The sequence below is a fragment of the Sulfurimonas sp. HSL-3221 genome, assembly GCF_021044585.1.
GTDB lineage: Bacteria > Campylobacterota > Campylobacteria > Campylobacterales > Sulfurimonadaceae > Thiomicrolovo > Thiomicrolovo sulfuroxydans.
This window is the reverse complement of the sequence record NZ_CP087998.1, coordinates 1,384,946-1,404,756: the sequence shown is the minus strand read 5'-3', so window position 1 is coordinate 1,404,756 and position 19,811 is coordinate 1,384,946. Positions and strand designations below refer to the sequence as shown.

The following is a 19,811-nucleotide window of genomic DNA, read 5'->3' as shown; positions in this document are numbered from 1 at the left end:
TATTGGTTTTGCAATACAATGTCGACATTATAGCATCCGGGCCTTCCTGCACGCTTGCGGGGCCCGGGAGTGAGGACACGGGCATGATTTTTGAAAACGTGACGATTTGCGACTGCGACGGCGAACGCGTCGCTTCCGTTCGCATCGAGGAGGGGCGCATCACCGAGATCGCCGAACAGATCGCCGGCAACGAGCGGGTCGATGCCACCGGCAAGGTTCTGCTGCCGGCGCTCGTGGACACGAACGTCCGTCTCAAGGACGGACGCCTGACGGGCCGCCACCTGGTCGACCTGGCCAAGGCGGCGCGCAAAGGGGGTGTAGGGACGGTCGTGCTCTCCCCGGACTCCACGCCTTCGGTCGACGATGCGATCTCCCTGGAGTTTGTCCAGAACCAGCGTGACGGATGCGAAGGGGCGCGGATCGAAACGACCATCGCCGCGACCATAGACGACGAGCGTTTCAGTAACATCGCCATTCTGCTCAAGCGCGGGGCGATCGCGCCTTATATGACGACGTCCATCTCCAACCACCTGGCCGTGCGGGTTGCCGAGTACGTCAAGATGTTCGGCGGGACGCTTTTTTGCCGCGCCTACGACCGTAACCTCTCCGCCAACGGGGTGATGAACGAAGGGGCGGTGGCGCAGCGCCTCGGCCTGGTCGGCATCCCCGCACTCGGCGAACCGGTCCACGTGGCGCGGATGATCGAGATCGCCCGCGAGTTCGGGATCGCCATCGTCTTCAAAAGCATCGCCTCCCCGCGCTCCCTCGAGATGATCTCCGCCGCCAAGCGCGAGGGGGTGGACGTGCGCTGCGAAGTGAGCCTGCACCACTTGCTCAAAAGCGATGCGGCGTGCGAAGGGTTCAACACCGTTGCCAAACTCGACCCGCCGCTGCAGTCCGAAGCGGACGTGGCAAAACTGCGCGAAGCCTTCGAGGCCGGGGCGGTCGACATGCTGACCCTGCTGCACCAGCCCAACTCCCCGGTGAATAAAGAGGTCGCCTTCGCCGACGCGGCCTACGGCTGCGAAAGCATCTCCGATGCGCTGCCGCTGCTCTACACGAAACTCGTCGCTTCGGGCTGGATCGGCTGGGAGCGGCTGATCGCGCTCTGCGTGCGCGAACCGGCCCGCAGCATCGGGCGCGACGCCGGCACGATCGGCGTCGGCAGCACGGACCTGGTGCTCTTCGACCCGCGCCCTGTCCGCATGCTGGAAAACCGTCAGTCGCTCTTTGATGGCGAAACCCTTCATGGAACGGTCGAAAAACTCTTCACAATCTCCTGAAAAGCCCTGAATATAGGGCTTTGATCCCGGTAACTTTTCTTTGTTATAATCTTTGATATACAGTAAATAACAAGGAGCTCTGAATGAAAAGCTTTTACGCAAGTATCGCTGCGGCCGCTGTGCTGATGGCCGGGATCGCCGGTTGCGGCGGCAGTTCATCCAACAGCGGGACGCTGAATGTCGCCCTAATGGACGCACCGGCTGATTTTCAAGCCGTCTATGTGACCATTGACAAGGTCATGGTACACCGCGCCGACGAATCCAACGAGTCAAACGCAACCTGGCTCACCGTGGCGGACGTCAACGGTACCTACGACCTGCTGAAACTGCGCGACGGCAACGTCTCGATGATCGGCGTTACGAACATCCCGGCGGCCAAGTATACGCAGATGCGTCTGGTCCTCTCCGCAGAGAGCAACGACTCTACGGTCCATCCGTTCGGCAACTACGTTGTCATCGACGGCAACGCCAGCGAACTGACGGTCCCTAGCATGGTCATCAAAGAGAGCCACAACTTCGTGATGGCGGCGGATGGAAACATGACGATGACGGTCGACTTCGACGCGAACAAGTCAATCCACTCCACCGGCAGCAACAAGTGGATGCTCAAGCCGGTCCTGCACGTCGATACGAAGTAACCGCTTCAACCTTTCACGCGGGTAAACGCGGGGGCACTGCCTCCCCGCTTTACGTTCCATACACCCTCTATAGTCTATAATCCCTCCATGCAAGAAATGACCTGGCGCACGCTGCTGCGCGATACGAAACCCTTTCGCAAGCGGATCACCCTGGGGCAGCTCGTCGCGGTGCTGGCCGTCGCGATCTCCCTCCCGGTCCCGCTGCTCTTCCCGCTGCTCGTCGACCAGGTGCTGCTCGAAAAGCCCGCACAGCTGACGGGGCTGATCGACCTGCTGTTCGCGCCCGAACATCCCTGGGGCTACATCGTCGTCGTGCTGCTGACGACGCTGTTCCTGCGCATGCTCTTTGTCGTCGCCAACGTCTTCCAGTCCCGCCTCTTTACGATCATCTCCAAGCACCTCGTCTTTACGATCCGCCGGCGCATCCTGGAGCACCTTCGCCATGTCTCCGTCTCCGAGTACGAAGCCCTGGGCGGCGGGGGCGTGAGCGCGCGGCTGGTGACGGACATCGACACCGTCGACGCCTTCATCGGGGTGAGCATCGGCCGCTTTTTCGTCTCGGCCCTCTCCCTGATCGGCGTGGCGCTGGTACTGCTCTTCATCAACTGGCAGCTGGCCCTGATCATTTTGCTGCTCAATCCCGCCGTCGTCGCGCTGACGACCTGGCTGGGCAAGAAGGTGCGGCGGCTCAAACGGACGGAGAACCAGCGGATCGAACGGTTCCAGAACCGCCTCTCCGAGACCCTGGACCTCTTCGTACAGATCCGTACCTACAACCAGGAGCAGCGCTACATCGACAGCATGATCGACGATGCCCGCTCCATCCGCGACGCCTCGACGCAGTACGGCTGGAAGAGCGAGGCGGCGGGGCAGCTCTCTTCGCTGCTCTTTCTGAGCGGGTTTGAGTTCTTCCGGGCGAGCTCCATGCTGATGGTGCTCTTCTCGTCGCTCTCCATCGGCGAGATGTTCGCCGTGCTGGGCTACCTCTGGTTCATGGTGACGCCGCTGCAGGATATGCTGCAGATCATCTTCTCCTACCAGAACGCCACGGCGGCGCTCGAGCGCCTCAATGCGCTGCTGCGGCTCGAGAAGGAGCCCAAATACCCCCACGAGCAGAACCCCTTCGAGGGGAGGGCGACGAACGCCATCTCCGTGGAACACCTCAGTTTCGGCTACGGCAAGAAAAGGGTGCTACACGACATCTCGATGCAGATCCACGCGGGCAAGACCGTGGCGCTGCTGGGGCACAGCGGCAGCGGCAAAACGACGCTGGCGCAGCTGGTGCTGGGGCTCTACGCCCCGCAGGAGGGGAGCATCTGCATCGACGACGTTCCCGTTGAGCAGATCGGCCTCGACGTCATCCGCGACCATGTCGCCCTGGTGCTGCAGACGCCGAAGATGTTCAACGACACCCTGCGGCAGAACCTGACCCTCGGGCGGGACCTCCCCGACGACAAGCTTTACGACGTGCTGCACGTCGCGCAGCTCGACGACGTCGTCTCCAAGCTCACGGAAGGGCTGGAGACGATGATCGGCAAAGACGGCATAAGGCTCTCCGGCGGGGAGCGTCAGCGCCTCTCCATCGCCCGGATGCTGCTGCACGCACCGAGCGTCGTCATCCTCGACGAATCGACCTCGGCGCTGGACGTGCAGACGGAGAGCCACCTCTTCACCTCCCTGCGCGACTACCTCAAGGGCAAGACGACCCTCATCATCGCCCACCGCCTCAGCACCGTCGAGCACGCGGACTACGTCTATTTCCTCGACGACGGGCGCATCGTCGAGGCGGGCACACCGGAGGAGCTGCTGCGGCGCGAGGGGTTCTACCAGCGCTTTGTGCAGAAACAGCTCGTGCATTGACGCCTTTGGTGACCTAGGTTACTGACGGCGTTTGCCCGATTTGTATATACTGAACGCATCCAAGTTTTCTATACCAAGGAGAATATGATGTGTGTCAATATGGGAACCGTCGATAAGGTCATCCGGATCATTCTGGGCATCGCCCTGATCGCCTACGGGCTTGTCGCCTCGAACTACATAGTTGCCGTGATCGGGCTCGTACCGCTGCTGACGGGAGTCTTCGGCGTCTGTCCGCTGTACATTCCGCTGAAGCTCAATACGGGGTGCAAGCACGAAGAGAAGAAAGAGGAAGCGGAGTGATCAGCACCTTTCAGTGCTGAAATAAGTTTTAGCGTCGATATCCGGGCTTGGCTCGGATGTCGTTTTATGCTTTGTAAGCAGTAAAGAGGAAGACCGGGTAGTTCTTCTCCGGTTTTTCAATGGTCAGTGCGGTCGTGAAGGCCGCATCGACGAACCCGCACTTCTTTGCCATCTCAGTCAACTTTTCCCGATCGAAGCCGAAATGAAAGACGCCGTCATTGCCGTGGGAGTGGAAGCTGCCGTCCTCCTTGTCGAGGTCGGCGACGGCGATGAAGCCGCCGGGGTTGAGGTGCTCAAAGAGGGTCTTGAGGAACCCCTCGGTGTCCTCGACGTGGTGCATCGCCATGGAGCTGATGATGCCGTCAAAGTTCTCCTCGAGGGGGATCTGCGTGATGTCGGCGCAGACGGTTTTGATAACGTGCTCGGGCGTGCTTTTGCTCTGCAGTACCTCCAGCATCTTCTCGGAGGTGTCGACGGCGGTGACGGAGTGTACGAGCGGGGCGACGCGGTAGGTGAGCAGCCCCGTCCCCGCGCCGAAGTCGAGCAGGGACATGGTGTCGTTCAGGGGGATGGTGCCGATGACGGCGTCGGCGGTATGCGCGGCGATCTGCTGGCGCAGGTCTCCCTTGTCCCAGTCGGCGGCCGCGGCGTCAAAACGGGACATTTACAGGTCCTTCGCGTTGCGCAGTTCGGCGATTTCCGTCTCGACCATCTCGTCGATCATCAGCTTGTAGAGGTCGGCGACGAGGTTGGGAGAGAGGTCGAGGTCGAGGGCTTTGCGCCGCAGGCGCTGGATGACGGCATCGATGCGGTCGGGGGCTTTGACCTCGTCGATGGTGTTCTTGAAGCGGGCGGCCTGCTTGATGTACTTGTTGCGTTTGGCGATGAGCTCGACGATCTGATCGTCAAGCTGGTCGATCTCGTCGCGGACTTCTGCAAGGGAGTTGCACTCTTTCATAGGGCGCTCCTGTAGGGATTATAGAGGTATTTTACCGCCCCTTATTTAAACCACCCTTTTACTTTTTCAAAGGCCGACTCGAAGACGCTTTCGTGGGGTTTCGATTCGATGCCGAAGCTCTCCTGGAGCTGTTCGAGCAGGGCTTTCTGGTCGTCGTTGAGTTTTTTCGGGTAGATGAGCTTGACCTGGGCGATCAGGCTGCCCTTGCCGTGGCCGTGGACGTCTTCGATCCCCTCGTCGCGGAAGCGGTACTGCTGCTTGTCGCGGGTTCCCTGGTCGAGGTTGAGCTCGATCTCGCCTGTAAGCGACGGGATGGTAATAGTCTCGCCGAGGATCGCCTGAGTGAAGAAGACCGGGACTTCGACGTAGACGTCGTTGCCGTGGCGCTGGAAGGTCTCGTCGTGCTCGACCTGGAAGGTGACATAGAGGTCGCCGCGGCTGCCGCGCTTGCCGACGTTGCCCTTGCCGGAGACGCGCAGGCGGTTGTCGCTGTCGACGCCCGCGGGGACCTTGATGGTGATGGTCTCTTCGACCTCTTCAAAGCCCGCGCCGTGGCACTCGGAGCAGGGCTCGCCCGGCATCGTGCCCGCGCCGTGGCAGACCGGACAGGTCTGGGAGAAGGTCATGAAGCCCTGGCGCACGTAGACCTGGCCCTTGCCGCCGCACTGCTGGCAGGGGGCGAGCTTGCCATCTTTGGCGCCGGTGCCGTCGCACATCGCACACGCCTTTTTGTAGCTGAAGCTGATCTCTTTGTCGCAGCCGAAGACCGCCTCTTTGAAGCTGAGAACGATCTCGACGCCGAGGTCGAGGGGGTATTTGTCCATGTCCGCCGGGTTCTGGCGCGAGCGGCGCCCGCCGCCGAACATCTCTTCGAAGATCTCGCCCAGGTCCTCAAACCCGCCGAAGCCGCCGCGCGCACCACCGCCGGCCATGCCTTCGAGCCCCTGTTTGCCATAGCGGTCGTAGATGCTCCGTTTTTCGTCGTCGCTGAGGACCTGGTAGGCCTCGTTGCAGAGCTTGAATTTGTGTTCCGCTTCCGGGTCGTCCGGGTTGGCGTCGGGATGGTACTTCTTGGCCATTTTGCGATAGGCTTTCTTGATCTCGGTCTTTTCAGCGCTCTGGCTGATCTCCAAAATTTCGTAATAGCTCATCTCTTCCATACAAATCCCTTGTTATACTGTTTTTTTTGATCGGCACAATGAAGTGCCCCGAAAAAATTTTCGGAATTATACCATCTTGAGTGAAGTGATATAAAGTTGTACATTTTTCATTCCCTTTTTACCCTCGTTTTTCTGATCTTTTTGGGCGGCTGTGCGCAGAAAGAAACACACCTGAATCTGAACGGTGAAGCGGACAGCAGCGGCGTCTTTGTCCCCTTCGACGCGCTGCCGCAGTGGAACGAGCAAAGAGCCGAGGCAGGGCTGGCCGTTTTCAAAAAGCAGTGCGGCCTGAACAAGGTGCCTGCATTGCAGACGCTCTGCGAAGAGGCGGAAAAAAGCGCCGACGCCAAAGCCTTCTTTGAAGCGAACTTTCGTCCCTTTATGCTGACGGAAAAGGGGAAAGAGGAAGGGCTGATGACGGGCTACTATGAACCGCTCCTGCACGGCTCGGCGAATCAGAGCGCCGCTTACCCCTATCCTCTGTACGCGCCGCCGAAGGACCTGCTGCGCGTCGAGCTCGCCTCGCTCTATCCCGACCTGACCCACCGCTACCTGCGCGGCAGGCTCCAGGACAACCGCGTGGTGCCTTATCCCTCACGGGCGCAGATCAACGCCGGGGACATCGACGCGCGGCCTTTGTGCTATGTCAGCAGCGACATCGACCGCTTCTTTCTCCATGTCCAGGGTTCCGGGCGGGTCCTGCTCGATGACAACACGACCCGCTACGTCGGCCATACCGATAGAAACGGCCACCCCTACCACTCCATCGGGAAGCTGATGGTCGAGGAAGGGCTCATCCCCAAAGCCGAGATCTCTCTGCAGACGATCCGCGCCTACCTTCGCAGCCACCCGGCAGAGAAGAAACGCATTCTGGAATCGAACCCCAGCTACATCTTCTTCGGCCAGCGTACCCAGGGGGCGACGGGAACCCTCGGCGCGGAGCTGACGCCGATGCACTCCGTCGCCGTCGACCGCACGCGCATCCCTCTGGGCTACCCCGTTTACGTCGACGCCGTCGAACCCCTTGGGGGCGAGCCGCTGCAGCTCCTGGCCATGGCACAGGACACGGGCAGCGCCATCAAGGGGCAGGTGCGCGCCGACCTCTTTTGGGGCTACGGCGAACACGCGGAGGCCGAAGCGGGGCGGATGAAGTCGCCGCTGCGACTTTGGTTATTAGTGCCGAAAGCGGAGTAGGGAGCAGATGCTGACGTTTACAGTAGAACCCATGGTGGAGATTTTGTCTCTGCTCGAAGCGCATGTGGCACAGCTGCGTGCCGGGGAGATCGTCGAGTTTTCCGTTCTCGACCCCGACCTGGGCGCGGGCAGCTACGCCGGAGCGACGATTACCGTTGACAGTGCGGTGTACCTCTACCGGGGCTACAAGGCGTGGACCGACCTCGCGGAGCTTCTGCTCTGCCGCATGATGACCCCCGAACGGCTCGAAAACGGTACCGTCCTCCTGCGTTTTATGAAGCTGGACACGGCGTCGTCCTTCCACCGGGAAGAGGTGGAAGAGAGAACGGAGAAGTACGGCTCGGCTTCGCCCTTTGCGGCCATCAACAAGAACGAGGAACCGGCTTTTCTCTGGGCCTACCGCCATTCACTGGAGCGGGTAAAAGTGGGGCAGCGGAAGCGAGGGCTTAACCTCGGCATCAACAGCGGGGAAGAGTTCGAGCTGATCCGCCGGATGCTCGGCGACTCTTTTGGTGAGATGGAACTCGTCGGAGTGGACCACTCGGCGACGGCCATCGCCGAAGCGCAGGCGAAATTTCCCGAGTCCAACGTGAGCTTCCACGTCCATGATATCAACGACCTCGACAGCCTCAATCTCGGCCGTTTCGACCTCATTATGAGCATAGGAACCCTGCAAAGCCCCGGCGTGGAGTTCAAGCCGCTGTTTATGTCCTTGATACAAAACTACCTTGCTCCTGGCGGCAGCGTCATCCTCGGCTTTCCCAACAGCCGCTGGATGGACGGGGAGCTCATCTACGGTGCCAAAGCACCCAACTACGCATTCTCGGAACAGTCGTTGCTCTACAAGGACGTCTATTTCTGCAAGAAGTACCTGCAACAGAAGAAGTTCCGGGTGACTCTTACCGGTAAGCCCTATCTTTTTCTTAGTGCGACACCGTTCGAGTCTTCCCACCAATCGTAAAGTGTATTTGGATTAGCTCTGTATATTTCTAATTGCGTCTTTGATATTACCAAAGCTACATTTATTGGGTTCGAGTTTCAAGAGAGAAGATAACGTTATCGACTTTTGATGGCCAACTTTTTCATTGAGTGTACTTGTAGGAAGTACATAAAATTCCCATTGCGATAAGTTCAGGGGGTCAATAGAGTTTTGGTCTTTATGTGCCAGTAGACAAAAGACATATACATCAGCTTGTCTTTTAGGAGTTTGACTTCTTGTGGTGTCATTTTCCCAAATTATTGTTGGCTGGATTCCGAAAGAAATAGTTGATAGTTTGGACTGTTCCCAACTTTGAATATAACTTGCAGATTTGACTTCAATTTTCCAACCTTCCGGTGTTAATAGATCATAAGCATCCCATTCTTCTCGAATCTCATAGGGGCAGTCAATATCTTTTGCAACAATATATTCAGCTAAAACACCTCTAAGAGCATTTCCCAATATTTCAGAGCTTGACCATTGCCAAAAGGATAGTAAATCAAAATCGAGACTTTTCCCTTCGATGTGAAAGGACTCCTTGCCAGTCATTTTAGATATTTTGACTTTGCCCAGTTCCAATATGTTCTCCTTGTGTGAAACGTTTAAAATGAGCAATCAAACGCTGCTCGGGGTTTTTGGTCTCCTTTGATTGGTGAGGCTTTATAGCCACTCACCATTAGTCTGTTTCACTCTAAAGGTTTTTACAAAATCCAAAATAAATTCATTGTTTGTTAATTGAAGCCAATTATTGAAATTCTTAGAGAGAAGGGTCATCGTGTCTGCATATTTATCAAGATATTCCGAATTAAATTCATAATAATTTAGCAAGTCAGGGACATTCCCGGGATAAAAATCTCCAACATTATGAACTTGACTTTCTTTTTCGTTGATTTTTTTCATGAGGAAATATCTATCTGAGTATGGACTATTATGTGTAACTTCTGAGCTATTTATAACATGCAGTCTGTCTTCGGTTTTTTCGAGTTTAATCAAGAGGTTTGAAAAATATTTGGAACGCATATCGTTGTATGCTGAGAACCATTCGTAAATATCGATTAAAGCATTTAGGATCTCACGATTATAGTATTGTGAACCCATTGCTTGATTTATAAAAGTATTAAATTTTTTTTCATGCTCATGAAAACTCTTTAGCAGGTAGAAGCCGATAGTCTTTTTATTTTTGAGTATCTCAATGATGTCTTTTTTTTCATAATTTAGAAAAGCCGTTACATCTTCAAGGAAGTCGGTTTTTTCACTTGATTTGTTTATGAATCGAACCAGATGTGTTATTAATATTAGCATCTCTTGGTCAATTTCTTTTTTTAAATAATCAAGGATTTTATCTGTCAATATGCCTTTTGAATGCATTTCCATTACTGCTTTTTTTATACCATTAGACACTTCTCTTTTTACATCGGATTTATTTTTGTCTTTCAAGCTGTAGGTCATTATTCTACGATTTCGCAAATCGAAAGGCAGATTGGTTAAATCACCAAAATCAGTATTACAAATACAGATTATTTTTTCCCACCCCAAAGTTCTTGCGGCATATCCAAGTTCAATTAATACATTAGGGTTAGGTGTTTTTCTTCCATTGCTCGTTCCATTGACTATAGATACATCTGCAACAAAGACGCTGCTATTTGTTATCTTCGTAAATATTGATTCAGTTATGTCCGGAGATCCTGTATCTTGTCTTGTTGCTCTGTCAATATCAATCACAATTGACACCGGTTGAATTTTTTTGAGTTCTTTAGTAGCTGAAGACAAGCACGTTTCAATAAATGACCAATTTGTATTATTAGGTAAATCAGACTGCCATGAATAAAAGATTGTTCTTTTCATTTTATGACTTCCTTTATTGCCTAACGTTTAAAATAAGCAATCAAAAAACCACTAACGAATTTTTGATTGCTCTTCTCTGGGTTGTTAACTGCTTTAACCTGCATACGCTTTAATGATTGCCCCCAGTACAACACCTAACAAACCAATTACACCCGATATCCACCATCTGGAGTCTTTTTTGTTTTCGATCTCTCTAGAATGCAAATTAATGGCAGTGTTCACTAAGGTTGAAATATCGGAGTTCGTTAGAGGAATACGTGAAATTCGCTCTTTTTGATCAGGAGTGAGAGCATTATAATCTTCCCGAGTAATCTTTTCTTCTTTGTCGACATCATATAGTTTTTGATAATTGCGTCGCCAAACAAGGGATGCTTTTCCTCGGCCATTATCGAGTCGAAAAAACTCAGGGTGTTGTTCGAAGATATGTTTCCAGTATTCACCTTTTGATTTATCCCCACTGATGCGATCTGACCAAGTAGCAAAGTCAAGCTTGTAAAATTTATAAGTACCCATTACTTGAATTGCTGCGATTACATCAGCCAAGCGTCCTGAGTTCTTTGTGTAAGGTGTTTCTATTCTCATATACTTCTCTTATCTATTATCTTTCTTTGGCAATTTCTTTTGCTTTTTGCTTTTCTATAGACATCTTTCTTAATTCTGTAAAAGCTAAACTCATTAAAGCACCTCCAAGGACCGAAATGAATACCATTAACATCTGACCTATATACTTCATTGCTGTATTGTTTAAGGTGTCACCATCCATTGTTAATCCAATTGCAGGGACGGCACCATACATAGTCAATATAATAGTTCCAAAAAATAAAGCCCATGGTCCGCGTTTATGAAGATCTATTGCTAACCAAGCTAAAAGCATAATCCATGTTCCAAAAACGAACAAATACATCATGAAATTCCTTTAATACTTAAATATTAAATCAAAACGTAGCTATAAACTATAGAATTTTTATCATTATAAAAAGCTGCAAATAAAAACAATTAAACATAAATATATGTATACTTTGAGTTTGAAAAAATATATGTCATATTAAAGCGGCTATAGCGGCTTTCGGTAAGTTGCGAAGAAGTGCGGCACCGGTGGAGTCTGGTCGTCGTCGTAGGCGACGAAGCTCTCTTCGTTCAGGCCGGCACGGACGAAGCCGCCGATCTCGTCGCGGTCGAGGGGGAGGGGGATGGCGTCAGTTTGCTCCCCGGCCAGGCGGCTGCGGCATGAGACGAGGATGGTGCCGCCGGGGGTGAGGAGTGATACCATGGCGTCGCGGGCCATGATGCGGTACTTGCCCGGGAGCACCTGGATGGTGTTGCACTCGTAGACGACGTCGTAGGCCCCACGCCACGCTTCGGGGTAGTCGAAAAGGTCGGCGATGAGGTACTCTACTTTGCTGTCGGGATAGCGGTTCTTGCAGAGCGCGATGGCGCTGGGGGCGATGTCGAAGGCGGTGACGTCGTAGCCGAAGGCGGAGAGCTCCTCGGCATCGTCACCGACCCCGCAGCCCACAGCGATGGCTTTTTTCTTCTCTCCTTTGTCGAGGGGGTGAGCTTTGAGCCAGCCGGTCAGGTAGGGGTTGGGGGCGAGGTCGGCCCAGAAGACGGCGGTGTGGTCGCCGTTGGCGCTGCTGTAGATGCTGTCGAACCACCCCAGCGGGTCCTCGCGCTCCTGGTAGGAACGGACCATCTGCCTGTACGCTTCGGGGTCAAACTCTGCCATGACGCTGCTCCTTCTAATGCCGTAATCTTTTATTCTAGACCGGAACAGGTAAAGGTTTTCTATCATCGCCGTTCCCGGCGAAATTGCTGAAAAATCTTTCAGGCGGCAGCGCCTCACCGGGGCGGCTTTACGCTAAAATAGCGCTATGAAACACAGCCTTGAGAAGTTTACGCGCCTTGTCGACGCCCTGCAGGAGCTCCCCACCGTCGGGCAGAAGTCGGCGACGCGCCTGGCCTACCACATGCTGATGCACGACAGCTTCGGGGCGATGAAGATTGCCCACGCCATCGAGGATGCCGTCGGCAGCATCAAAAAGTGCCGCTCCTGCGGGGGGATGAGCGAGGACGAACTCTGCGGCGTCTGCTCCGACGAGGGGCGCGACGTATCGCTGCTGTGCATCGTCGAGAACGCGAAGGACATCCTTACCATTGAGGAGAACGGGCTTTTCGGCGGCCGCTACTACGTCCTCGACGCACTCGATCGCCTCGACATCGACCACCTGCGCGCCACGGCGGGCAGCGGCGTCGAGGAGATCATCTTTGCGCTGACGCCCTCCATCGCCACTGACGCCGTCATCCTCTACATCGAGGACAAGCTGCAGGGGATGGACGTGCGGTTCACCCGGATCGCCCAGGGGGTCCCGACGGGCGTGAGCCTGGAGAACATCGACATGCTCTCCCTCGCCCGGGCCCTCGAAGACCGCGTCAAGGTCTAGGCAAAAATGACCGAGCGCGACCACGACCGGCTGGTGCGCAACCTGCTGCAGACGCTGGGGCAGCCGGAATCCTCCCTTATCCAGACCCACATCTCCAGCGTCATCATCGCCAAAGACGTCGTTTACAAGTTGAAAAAACCCGTCGACTTCGGCTTCCTGGACTACTCTACCCTGGAGCGGCGCAAGCGATTCTGCCAGGAAGAGGTGCGCATCAACGGCCGTTACGCGCCGCTGCTCTACCTGGGGGTCGTCGCCGTGACGGGCAGCATCGAGTCGCCGGAACTGGACGGGGAGGGCGCGGCCATCGAGTACGCCGTGAAGATGCGCCGCTTTGATGCCGGGGCGCAGCTCGACAACATCGCCGCTGCGAGAGGTTTGACAGACGAAGAGTGCGACGCCGTCGCCGACACGGCCGCCGCCATGCACGACGGCGCGCCCATCGTCGACGCCGAGAGCGACTACGGTACGCCCGCGAGGGTCATCATGCCGATGCAGGAGAACTTCGACCTCATGGCCTCCCTGCACCGCGACGGCGACCTGGCCGCGGAGGTCGCGGCGCTGGAGCAGTGGACGCGGGTGGAGCATGCACGCCTGACCCCGTTGCTGCAGCAGCGACGCGATGACGGCTTCGTGCGCGAAGTCCACGGCGACATGCACCTGCACAACATGGCGCTCTTCGAGGGCAGGCCCATGCTCTTCGACGCCATCGAGTTCAACCCCTATCTCAACCACATCGACGTCATCAGCGACCTCGCCTTTTTGCTGATGGATCTGGAGTACAGGGGACTCTCATGCCAAAGCCGCCGCATCCTCAACCGCTACCTTGAACATACGGGCGACTACGCCGCCGTAGCGCTGCTTCCCTTTTACAAGACCTACCGGGCCATGGTGCGGGCCAAGGTGCTCGCGCTCCACGCCGCGCAGGAGATTGCGGAGGAGGAGCGCGAAAGCGTCGTCGACGAAGTACGGGCTTACATTGCGCTGGCAAAAAGTTACGGGGAGAGGGGCGAGCCTTTTCTGATGATCATGCACGGCGTCTCGGCATCGGGCAAGAGCACCCTGGCCCTGGAAGCCGTCGAGGCGTTCGGGGCGCTGCGGCTGCGTTCGGACATTGAGCGGATGCGCCTTTTCCGCAGTGAAGGGGATGAAGTGGACATCTATACGGCGGCGGCGACGGCGGCGACCTACGGCAGGCTCGAAACGCTGGCCGAAACAGTGCTGAAAGCAGGCTGCAGCGCCGTCGCCGATGCGACTTTCCTCTCTGCGCAGCAACGGGAGCCCTTCGCGGCGCTGGCCGCGCGTCGGGGCGTTCCCTATGTGATTTTGGACATTGAGTGCGGTGAAGCGGAGCTTCTGCGCCGCATACGGCTGCGCGGCGAGAAGGGCGACGACGTCTCCGAAGCGGACGAAGCGGTCCTCGCCATGCAGCAGAGCAGGGTCAAGCCGCTTTTAGAATCGGAGCAGGCGCACCATTTTGTGCTGCAGTGCGACGTGCCGCTGCCGGTAAAGGCGCTGGCGGCGTTTATTGGAACGCAGAAAAGCTAGGGTTTTGGGATGCGGTAGGAGACCTGCCACGTTTTGGTCTCACCCGCCTTCAGCGTCGGGGAGAAGCGGATGGTGTAGCCGTCGCGGCGTTCGTAGGAGAGCGTGCTTTTGATGGTGGCTTTGCCGTCCGAGGAGACGCCGGGGACGAGGACGTCGACATCTTTGGCGCTGTCGGAGCGGTTGGAGAGGCGGTAGGCAACTTTCACGTTCCAGTAGGACCCCTCGTCCTGGCGCGTCTCCAGCGTGCTCTTGGCGACGAGGTCGAAGTTCGTCCCCAGGCGCAGGGTGACCATCTCGTCTTTGGGGGTGTTGTCCAGCGCGCTCTCGCCCAGCAGGATGGTCGTCCCGTCCGTTTCGGTGTAGGTGCGCACCGTGCCCGCGGGCAGCGGGATGTCGAAGCCTTCGAGGTCGACGAACTGGCTGACGGGGCGTTTGAGCTCCGCGCCGCTTTGCAGGGGCGCGGGCATGGTCACCTCGTAGCGCCTCTTTAGCGCATGCGACGGCCGGTCGATAAAGCGTATTTGCGTCTTTTCATTGTCGGCGAGGGTGACCTCGAAGGGGACGCTGTAGAGGTGGTACCCCTCGACGGCCTGCTCCGCCACTGGCGCCGCCGCGGCCTCCATCATCACCTTGCCGACGTAGAGACGCGGCTGGGCAGGCCTGTTGATCTCCCCCGCGAGCAGGTGCAGCTTCGTGTTCTCGAAACGTTTGCCCGAGCGGTTGTCGACGGTGATCCATCCCGTCAGGTCCCCTTTGTCGCCGTCCATGGTGAGGGTATAGTCGCTTTTCCACCGGATGCTGCCTATGAGGTAGTCCAGCGCCATCTCCCCCCGGACCCGCTTGGAGGCCTCGACGTTCCAGACGAGGGAGGGCTTCATGATCAGTGTGTCTGGGATGGCGTCGAAGATGAAATCCTCGTTTTTGATCCCGCTCTCGATGCCGCGGTCGGTCCGCACGACGGCGGGCGACGCCGCCAGAAGCGTTCCGCCGCCGATGCCCGGATGCTCGGCGTCGCCGGTTTTGAAGCGCACGCGCTTGCCGATGTTCGCCTCGATGATCTTGGCGAGAGTGATCTTGTCGAAGCGGTACTGCTGCGAGTAGAGCGTTACGCCAGAGGGCAGCTTCACGCTGACGGCGTCGGTCTGCACGGTCGTCGCGACGCCGGGGTAGACGACGCTCTGTTTTCCCTTCTCGACGGTGAGCTGCCGTTTCTCATGCACCAGCCCGATGCCGGCGTTGTAGATGACGAGGGCCGTCTCCGTCGAAGCGGGCGACAGGGTGGCGGCGAGGAGGAGGGGGGAGGCGAGCAGCGTCAGAAAAAGCGGACGGGTCGGGTGCATGGCGGCTCCTTGGTAAGGGGTGGATTTTCTGCTGTCAGTGTATCAGTTTTTTGTAACGTACCGTCTCAGGGGAGGAGACGGCGGCGGAAAAAAGCATATTTCATCTTTTTTGGTCCCAAAACGATATAAGAAATGATTTCGTTTAGTGCGGCTTTAGTGATCCTTCTTTAAGATGCAAGTGAATAATGATTCATTTTAATCAGCATGGGCTGATCGGGAGGCATGCATGCATAGACTTTTTCTTCTGTTGGCGATGGCGGCAACGCTCGCGGCGCACGAGTACTGGATTGACGCGTCGGGGGAGCTGCAGCGCGGTCACCTGGGCGCAGCCGCATCGGAGCATATGCACAAGGACGAAGCAGTGAAGCAGTACCCCTCGGAACGCTACTGCCGCCAGAGCGGCGGCGTGGACGAAGTGAAAGGGGCGTTCGGGGTCTCCGAGCGCGTTGGTGCGGCCTGCGACACCATGATGGTGATATTGCACCTGGGCGACTACGCCAAAACCCCCTACGGCATCGTCGCGGCCTCAGAGGCGAACCCGGCGATGGTGATAGGGAGCTGGGAGAGCATCGAGAGCGTCAAGCGCCTGAACAGGCTGTCAGATTTCGCACCCCTGGGCAAAGGGTTCGAGCTCAGTTTCAGCCGGGACCCCTCCGGCCTGGAAGCGGGAGACAAGATGCGCGTACTTGCGACCTATGACGGCGCGCCGAAAGCCGGCGCGGTCGTCGCCTACGAGGGGCGGGTCGTCGGCACGACGGATGAAGCGGGACGCATCAACGTCCGTATCCGCCATGCGGGACTGCAGCAGATTCGGGCCACCCTGCGGCAGCCGCTGACAAACGCACCCGTCGCCGAGCGCCTTTACAACGCGACGCTGAACCTGGAGGTGAAATGATGCGTGTGTTCCTCGCTCTGTTTGCCCTTGTGTCGTTACTTGGCGCCCACGACCTTGTGCACCGGGTGTTTCACTCGGAGTGCATCGCCGTCTCCTTTGCCTACGCCGATCAGAGCGACTTCTCCTACCAGGCGTATGAACTCTACGCCCCGGGGGAGACGATCCCCTACCAGGTCGGGCGGACCGATAAATCCTCCTCGCTCTGTTTCCGGCCGACGAAGCAGGGGGTATGGACCCTGAAAGCCTTCGGCGAGGACGGGCACGGCGCGGCGGTGGAGATCACCGTCGATGAGCATCTGGCGCTCAGCGGGTATGCGCAGCCGCTGTACGAGAAGTTTCAGAAGATCTTTGTCGGGCTGGCGCTGATCTTTGCGCTGTTCTGCACGCTGTATCTGTATAAAAAAAGGAGGAGTAAATGAAAAAGGTATTGGGGGGTTCATTATTGGCATGTGCCGCGGCATGGGGGCATCACGGCGTACCGTCGATTAGCCTGACAGGGGTCGACGGGCCGGGGGCGCCGCTGGAGACGACCAGCTCGTCCACCCTTCCCGAAGGTTCCTTCCTGGGGTACCTGAAACTCGACCACGCGAAGTATAAAACCTATACGAGTGCCAGGGACGGCGAGATGGATCGGACGGACTACTGGCTCTACGGTCTGGGCTACGGGGCGACCCCCTACCTGAGCGCCTATGTCTTTATGCCCTACTATACAAAGGCGCTGGACGATTCGACGATGGTATCGGGCTTCCATGACGTCAATTTCCAGGTCGTTCTCGGCCTGGTCTACGACGAGGGGTTCAAACTCGCGCGCAAAAATGAAAGCCTGGACGACATGGAGGATTGGCACTTTACAATTTTTGCCAACGGTACCCTGCCGACGGGCAATTCCGAACGCAAGGACGCCGGCGGTGCGCTTATCGACCCGGGCATGCAGACAGGCTTTGGCGAACCCTCGCTGATGGTCGGTGCCAGCATGACCAAGTGGTTCGGCAACGCCTTTACCTTTGTGGGCGACTGTTCGTACAATACCTTTTTCGAACACACTTATGATGACGGAACCAAGCTGCGGTTCGGGGACGAGATACGCGTCAACGGTGCGGTGACGGCAAGGGTCTACGAGGTGCCGAAATCGCGCCTTCGGGTCGACGCGTCTCTTGAGGCAAACTATCTCTATCTCGGCCGCGACGAGGAAGACGGCGTCGGCGCCGAAGCGACGGGCGGGTCTATCCTCTACACGACGCCCAGCCTGCGCGTGACTTACAAGACGATCTCTGCCGCGATGGGCGTGAAGCTGCCGACGGCAACCGACCTGAACGAAGAAGATCTTCAGCAGGGCTCCGAGGGCAAGGAGCGCTACCGCTTCATCTTTACGTTCTCGACCCTCTTTTAAAGGCAAATAGATGCACATACCCGACGGATTTCTCTCCCCGGCCACCTACCTCCCCGCCACGGCCGTGGCAGCGGGGCTGATCATCCTGGCCCTGAAGCGTGCCGAGCTGGATGCGGACAGGATCGCCGGCGTCGCGGCGATCAGCGCCTTCAGTTTCGTCGCGATGCTCTTTGCGATCCCTATGCCCGGCGGCACTTCGGTGCACCTGGGCGGGGTGGGGCTGATGGCGGTGCTGTTCGGACCCTGGACGGCCTTCGGCGCGCTCTCCCTGGTGCTGCTGGTGCAGGCGCTGCTTTTCGGAGAAGGGGGGATCACCGCTTACGGGGTGCACGTCATCGCGATCGCCTTCGCCGGTACGCTCTCCGCCTACGGCATCTACCATTTCCTCAAACGCGTTTCGGAGTCCATTGCCCTTTTTGCGGCAGGCTGGATAGGCCTCGTCGTACCGGCGGTGATCGTCGCGGCGGTGCTGGGCATCCAGCCTCTCATCGCCCATGATGCCTGGGGCAAACCGCTCTTTTTCCCCTTCGGCCTGGAAGTGACGCTGCCGAGCATCGTTATCCCGCATCTGATCGCGGGGCTCGCCGAGGGGGCCGTGACGGTGATGATGGTGCGTTTCGTGAAGCGCTACTTCAAAGGGGTATTTTATGCAGCGTGAGCGTCTCTGGCTCTTCGCGTACCTGGCCGGGATCGTTGCGCTCGGCTATGTCCATGACCTCCGCGTGGTCGGCGCCGTCGTGCTCGTGCTTGTCGCGCTGGGCGGGCGGCGGCGCTGGCTGCTGCTGCGCCGGGCGGTCGCGGCCCTGCTGCTCTTTAATGCAACGGTGACGCTGACCTATCTTTTGGCCCACTATTTTTTCGGCCTCCCGGAGGCGGCACTGCTGCTGATCAACCTGCGTGCCCTCGCGATGACGTTGATGACCTTTACACTGGTGTCGCGCGTCAACATGGCCCGGGCGCTCTCCTTCTCAAAGACGCTCTCGCTGCTCTATACCCTCTGTGTGTCGCAGGTCATCGCCTTTATGCGCAGTTACGCGGCATTCTCCGAGGGGTTAAGAAGCCGCCACGCGGGACGACAGCGCGGCACGAGGCTGCACGCGCTGCTGGCCCAGCTCTATTTTTTCATGTACAAGACGCTGTCACTGTCGCAGGAGAATGCGATGGGAATGCGCTCGCGGGGGGTGATGGATGATTGAGTGCCGTAACGTCTGTTTCGACGCGACCGATTTCGAAGGAGAGAAGTTCCCGCTCCTGCGCGACGTCTCATTCTCCATAGGAGAGGGAGAGAAGATCGTGCTCTTCGGGATCAACGGTTCGGGGAAATCGACGCTGCTCAAACTCCTTAACGGGCTGGAGTATCCCAAAAGCGGCGAGATCCTCTACGGCGGTGCCTTGATGGACAAGCGTTTTCTCAAGACGCACAAGGCGGCTTTTAGGCGGGAGAACGTGCTGCAGATGCAGGACCCAAACAGCATGCTTTTTAACACCAGCGTCTACGAAGAGATCGCCTTCGGGCCACGCAGTTTCGGCTTCGACGACGTCGATGAAAGGGTCCGGCACTTCGCGGAGCTCTTCGGGGTGACTAAGCTGCTGGAACGCGCCCCCTACCGGCTCAGCGGCGGCGAGAAGCAGCGGGTGCTGCTGGCCTCTTTGCTGGCCGTCGAGCCGAAGTTCCTGATGATGGACGAGCCGACGGCGCACCTGGACCCGCCAACGACGGGGTGGCTCGTGGAGCTGCTGCAGGAGATGAAGATCACGACGCTGCTCTGCACCCACAATCTCAGCCTCGGCCGCGAACTGGGGACAAGGGCCCTGGTACTGGGGCCTGATCATACCCTGCACTACGACGGTCCGGTCGAAGCGCTGTTCGAGCGCCTGGAGATCCTGGACGAGGCGAGACTGCTGCACCGCCACCGCCACACCCACGGTGGCAAGGAGCATACCCACGCGCACCTGCACGACTGGGCATAGGCCATTTGAAAC

Annotated in this window: 23 protein-coding genes; 14 read left to right on the top strand and 9 right to left on the bottom strand. The window is 57.3% G+C overall.

The window, feature by feature from the left end:
- Positions 1-83 precede the first annotated feature (83 nt).
- The 4 genes from LOH54_RS07130 (at position 84) to LOH54_RS07115 (ending at position 4,081) form a co-directional block, all read left to right on the top strand.
- A complete protein-coding gene (locus LOH54_RS07130; RefSeq protein ID WP_231018147.1) occupies positions 84-1,283 on the top strand; it encodes an amidohydrolase family protein in 1,200 nt (399 codons plus the stop codon).
- An 83-nt stretch (positions 1,284-1,366) separates the two neighbouring features.
- Complete coding sequence (locus tag LOH54_RS07125) at positions 1,367-1,921, top strand: DUF4382 domain-containing protein (RefSeq protein ID WP_231018146.1); 555 nt, start codon at positions 1,367-1,369, stop codon at positions 1,919-1,921.
- Between the two features lie 87 nt (positions 1,922-2,008).
- Entirely contained in the window at positions 2,009-3,781 is a 1,773-nt protein-coding gene (locus LOH54_RS07120; protein ID WP_231018145.1) for an ABC transporter ATP-binding protein, read from the top strand.
- Between the two features lie 87 nt (positions 3,782-3,868).
- Complete coding sequence (locus tag LOH54_RS07115) at positions 3,869-4,081, top strand: YgaP family membrane protein (protein WP_231018144.1); 213 nt, start codon at positions 3,869-3,871, stop codon at positions 4,079-4,081.
- 64 nt (positions 4,082-4,145) lie between these two features.
- Here LOH54_RS07115 and LOH54_RS07110 read toward each other — a convergent pair whose 3' ends face one another.
- Genes LOH54_RS07110 through dnaJ form a run of 3 tightly spaced genes read right to left on the bottom strand, consistent with a single transcriptional unit; the run spans position 4,146 to position 6,199 of the window.
- Positions 4,146-4,745, bottom strand: coding sequence for a class I SAM-dependent methyltransferase (locus tag LOH54_RS07110; RefSeq protein WP_231018143.1), 600 nt, complete (start codon positions 4,743-4,745; stop codon positions 4,146-4,148).
- Positions 4,746-5,039: a chorismate mutase gene (locus LOH54_RS07105; RefSeq protein ID WP_231018142.1), complete on the bottom strand. Its 294-nt coding sequence runs from the start codon at positions 5,037-5,039 to the stop codon at positions 4,746-4,748.
- Between the two features lie 41 nt (positions 5,040-5,080).
- Positions 5,081-6,199 (bottom strand): molecular chaperone DnaJ, encoded by a 1,119-nt coding sequence (gene dnaJ, locus LOH54_RS07100; RefSeq protein WP_231018141.1) that lies wholly within the window; start codon positions 6,197-6,199, stop codon positions 5,081-5,083.
- Positions 6,200-6,295: 96 nt separating this feature from the next.
- Here dnaJ and mltA point away from each other — a divergent pair, with 96 nt between their 5' ends.
- Entirely contained in the window at positions 6,296-7,393 is a 1,098-nt protein-coding gene (mltA, locus tag LOH54_RS07095; protein WP_231018140.1) for a murein transglycosylase A, read from the top strand.
- Positions 7,394-7,424: 31 nt separating this feature from the next.
- Complete coding sequence (locus LOH54_RS07090; protein ID WP_231018139.1) at positions 7,425-8,354, top strand: class I SAM-dependent methyltransferase; 930 nt, start codon at positions 7,425-7,427, stop codon at positions 8,352-8,354.
- Positions 8,355-8,366: 12 nt separating this feature from the next.
- Here the strand turns inward: LOH54_RS07090 and LOH54_RS07085 are convergent, their stop codons facing one another.
- The 5 genes from LOH54_RS07085 to LOH54_RS07065 form a co-directional block, all read right to left on the bottom strand.
- A complete protein-coding gene (locus LOH54_RS07085) occupies positions 8,367-8,951 on the bottom strand; it encodes a hypothetical protein (protein WP_231018138.1) in 585 nt (194 codons plus the stop codon).
- 81 nt (positions 8,952-9,032) lie between these two features.
- A complete protein-coding gene (locus LOH54_RS07080; RefSeq protein WP_231018137.1) occupies positions 9,033-10,217 on the bottom strand; it encodes a hypothetical protein in 1,185 nt (394 codons plus the stop codon).
- Positions 10,218-10,310: 93 nt separating this feature from the next.
- A complete protein-coding gene (locus tag LOH54_RS07075) occupies positions 10,311-10,799 on the bottom strand; it encodes a hypothetical protein (RefSeq protein ID WP_231018136.1) in 489 nt (162 codons plus the stop codon).
- 16 nt (positions 10,800-10,815) lie between these two features.
- Positions 10,816-11,124: a hypothetical protein gene (locus LOH54_RS07070; RefSeq protein WP_231018135.1), complete on the bottom strand. Its 309-nt coding sequence runs from the start codon at positions 11,122-11,124 to the stop codon at positions 10,816-10,818.
- Positions 11,125-11,271: 147 nt separating this feature from the next.
- Positions 11,272-11,943: a class I SAM-dependent methyltransferase gene (locus LOH54_RS07065; RefSeq protein WP_231018134.1), complete on the bottom strand. Its 672-nt coding sequence runs from the start codon at positions 11,941-11,943 to the stop codon at positions 11,272-11,274.
- Positions 11,944-12,088: 145 nt separating this feature from the next.
- Here LOH54_RS07065 and recR point away from each other — a divergent pair, with 145 nt between their 5' ends.
- Together recR and LOH54_RS07055 are read left to right on the top strand one after the other, a co-directional pair.
- Positions 12,089-12,658, top strand: a complete 570-nt coding sequence (recR, locus tag LOH54_RS07060) for a recombination mediator RecR (protein WP_231018133.1) — start codon at positions 12,089-12,091, stop codon at positions 12,656-12,658.
- A gap of 6 nt (positions 12,659-12,664) precedes the next feature.
- Positions 12,665-14,203: a bifunctional aminoglycoside phosphotransferase/ATP-binding protein gene (locus LOH54_RS07055; protein ID WP_231018132.1), complete on the top strand. Its 1,539-nt coding sequence runs from the start codon at positions 12,665-12,667 to the stop codon at positions 14,201-14,203.
- Here LOH54_RS07055 and LOH54_RS07050 read toward each other — a convergent pair.
- Positions 14,200-15,543 carry a DUF4139 domain-containing protein gene (locus LOH54_RS07050; RefSeq protein WP_231018131.1) on the bottom strand — a complete coding sequence of 448 codons (1,344 nt, stop codon included), beginning with the start codon at positions 15,541-15,543 and terminating at the stop codon, positions 14,200-14,202. The two genes, LOH54_RS07055 and LOH54_RS07050, sit on opposite strands and share 4 nt — an antisense overlap.
- Before the next feature lie 226 nt (positions 15,544-15,769).
- On the opposite strand from LOH54_RS07050, the gene LOH54_RS07045 reads away from it, so the two are divergent.
- Genes LOH54_RS07045 through LOH54_RS07020 form a run of 6 tightly spaced genes read left to right on the top strand, consistent with a single transcriptional unit; the run spans position 15,770 to position 19,799 of the window.
- A complete protein-coding gene (locus LOH54_RS07045) occupies positions 15,770-16,438 on the top strand; it encodes a DUF4198 domain-containing protein (RefSeq protein WP_231018130.1) in 669 nt (222 codons plus the stop codon).
- Complete coding sequence (locus LOH54_RS07040; protein WP_231018129.1) at positions 16,438-16,857, top strand: hypothetical protein; 420 nt, start codon at positions 16,438-16,440, stop codon at positions 16,855-16,857. Before LOH54_RS07045 ends, LOH54_RS07040 begins: the two co-directional genes overlap by 1 nt.
- The gene (locus LOH54_RS07035) at positions 16,854-17,828 is read left to right on the top strand and encodes a transporter (protein ID WP_231018128.1); all 975 of its coding nucleotides are present in this window, start codon (positions 16,854-16,856) and stop codon (positions 17,826-17,828) included. Before LOH54_RS07040 ends, LOH54_RS07035 begins: the two co-directional genes overlap by 4 nt.
- A 10-nt stretch (positions 17,829-17,838) precedes the next feature.
- Positions 17,839-18,486 carry an energy-coupling factor ABC transporter permease gene (locus tag LOH54_RS07030; RefSeq protein ID WP_231018127.1) on the top strand — a complete coding sequence of 216 codons (648 nt, stop codon included), beginning with the start codon at positions 17,839-17,841 and terminating at the stop codon, positions 18,484-18,486.
- Positions 18,476-19,024, top strand: a complete 549-nt coding sequence (locus LOH54_RS07025; protein WP_231018126.1) for a hypothetical protein — start codon at positions 18,476-18,478, stop codon at positions 19,022-19,024. The genes LOH54_RS07030 and LOH54_RS07025 overlap by 11 nt, the downstream gene beginning before the upstream one ends.
- On the top strand, positions 19,017-19,799 hold the full coding sequence (locus tag LOH54_RS07020; protein WP_231018125.1) for an energy-coupling factor ABC transporter ATP-binding protein: 783 nt from the start codon (positions 19,017-19,019) through the stop codon (positions 19,797-19,799). Before LOH54_RS07025 ends, LOH54_RS07020 begins: the two co-directional genes overlap by 8 nt.
- Positions 19,800-19,811 lie beyond the last annotated feature (12 nt).

Excerpts from the sequence above, each read along its gene's own strand:
- LOH54_RS07055 (WP_231018132.1), top strand. The coding sequence starts at position 12,665 with ATGACCGAGCGCGACCACGACCGGCTGGTGCGCAACCTGCTGCAGACG.
- LOH54_RS07115 (WP_231018144.1), top strand. The coding sequence starts at position 3,869 with ATGTGTGTCAATATGGGAACCGTCGATAAGGTCATCCGGATCATTCTG.
- LOH54_RS07065 (WP_231018134.1), bottom strand. The coding sequence starts at position 11,943 with ATGGCAGAGTTTGACCCCGAAGCGTACAGGCAGATGGTCCGTTCCTAC.
- LOH54_RS07075 (WP_231018136.1), bottom strand. The coding sequence starts at position 10,799 with ATGAGAATAGAAACACCTTACACAAAGAACTCAGGACGCTTGGCTGAT.
- LOH54_RS07050 (WP_231018131.1), bottom strand. The coding sequence starts at position 15,543 with ATGCACCCGACCCGTCCGCTTTTTCTGACGCTGCTCGCCTCCCCCCTC.
- LOH54_RS07025 (WP_231018126.1), top strand. The coding sequence starts at position 18,476 with ATGCAGCGTGAGCGTCTCTGGCTCTTCGCGTACCTGGCCGGGATCGTT.
- dnaJ (WP_231018141.1), bottom strand. The coding sequence starts at position 6,199 with ATGGAAGAGATGAGCTATTACGAAATTTTGGAGATCAGCCAGAGCGCT.
- LOH54_RS07070 (WP_231018135.1), bottom strand. The coding sequence starts at position 11,124 with ATGATGTATTTGTTCGTTTTTGGAACATGGATTATGCTTTTAGCTTGG.
- LOH54_RS07090 (WP_231018139.1), top strand. The coding sequence starts at position 7,425 with ATGGTGGAGATTTTGTCTCTGCTCGAAGCGCATGTGGCACAGCTGCGT.
- LOH54_RS07080 (WP_231018137.1), bottom strand. The coding sequence starts at position 10,217 with ATGAAAAGAACAATCTTTTATTCATGGCAGTCTGATTTACCTAATAAT.
- LOH54_RS07110 (WP_231018143.1), bottom strand. The coding sequence starts at position 4,745 with ATGTCCCGTTTTGACGCCGCGGCCGCCGACTGGGACAAGGGAGACCTG.
- LOH54_RS07020 (WP_231018125.1), top strand. The coding sequence starts at position 19,017 with ATGATTGAGTGCCGTAACGTCTGTTTCGACGCGACCGATTTCGAAGGA.
- LOH54_RS07105 (WP_231018142.1), bottom strand. The coding sequence starts at position 5,039 with ATGAAAGAGTGCAACTCCCTTGCAGAAGTCCGCGACGAGATCGACCAG.
- LOH54_RS07130 (WP_231018147.1), top strand. The coding sequence starts at position 84 with ATGATTTTTGAAAACGTGACGATTTGCGACTGCGACGGCGAACGCGTC.
- LOH54_RS07120 (WP_231018145.1), top strand. The coding sequence starts at position 2,009 with ATGCAAGAAATGACCTGGCGCACGCTGCTGCGCGATACGAAACCCTTT.
- LOH54_RS07045 (WP_231018130.1), top strand. The coding sequence starts at position 15,770 with ATGCATAGACTTTTTCTTCTGTTGGCGATGGCGGCAACGCTCGCGGCG.
- LOH54_RS07125 (WP_231018146.1), top strand. The coding sequence starts at position 1,367 with ATGAAAAGCTTTTACGCAAGTATCGCTGCGGCCGCTGTGCTGATGGCC.
- LOH54_RS07040 (WP_231018129.1), top strand. The coding sequence starts at position 16,438 with ATGCGTGTGTTCCTCGCTCTGTTTGCCCTTGTGTCGTTACTTGGCGCC.
- LOH54_RS07035 (WP_231018128.1), top strand. The coding sequence starts at position 16,854 with ATGAAAAAGGTATTGGGGGGTTCATTATTGGCATGTGCCGCGGCATGG.
- recR (WP_231018133.1), top strand. The coding sequence starts at position 12,089 with ATGAAACACAGCCTTGAGAAGTTTACGCGCCTTGTCGACGCCCTGCAG.
- LOH54_RS07030 (WP_231018127.1), top strand. The coding sequence starts at position 17,839 with ATGCACATACCCGACGGATTTCTCTCCCCGGCCACCTACCTCCCCGCC.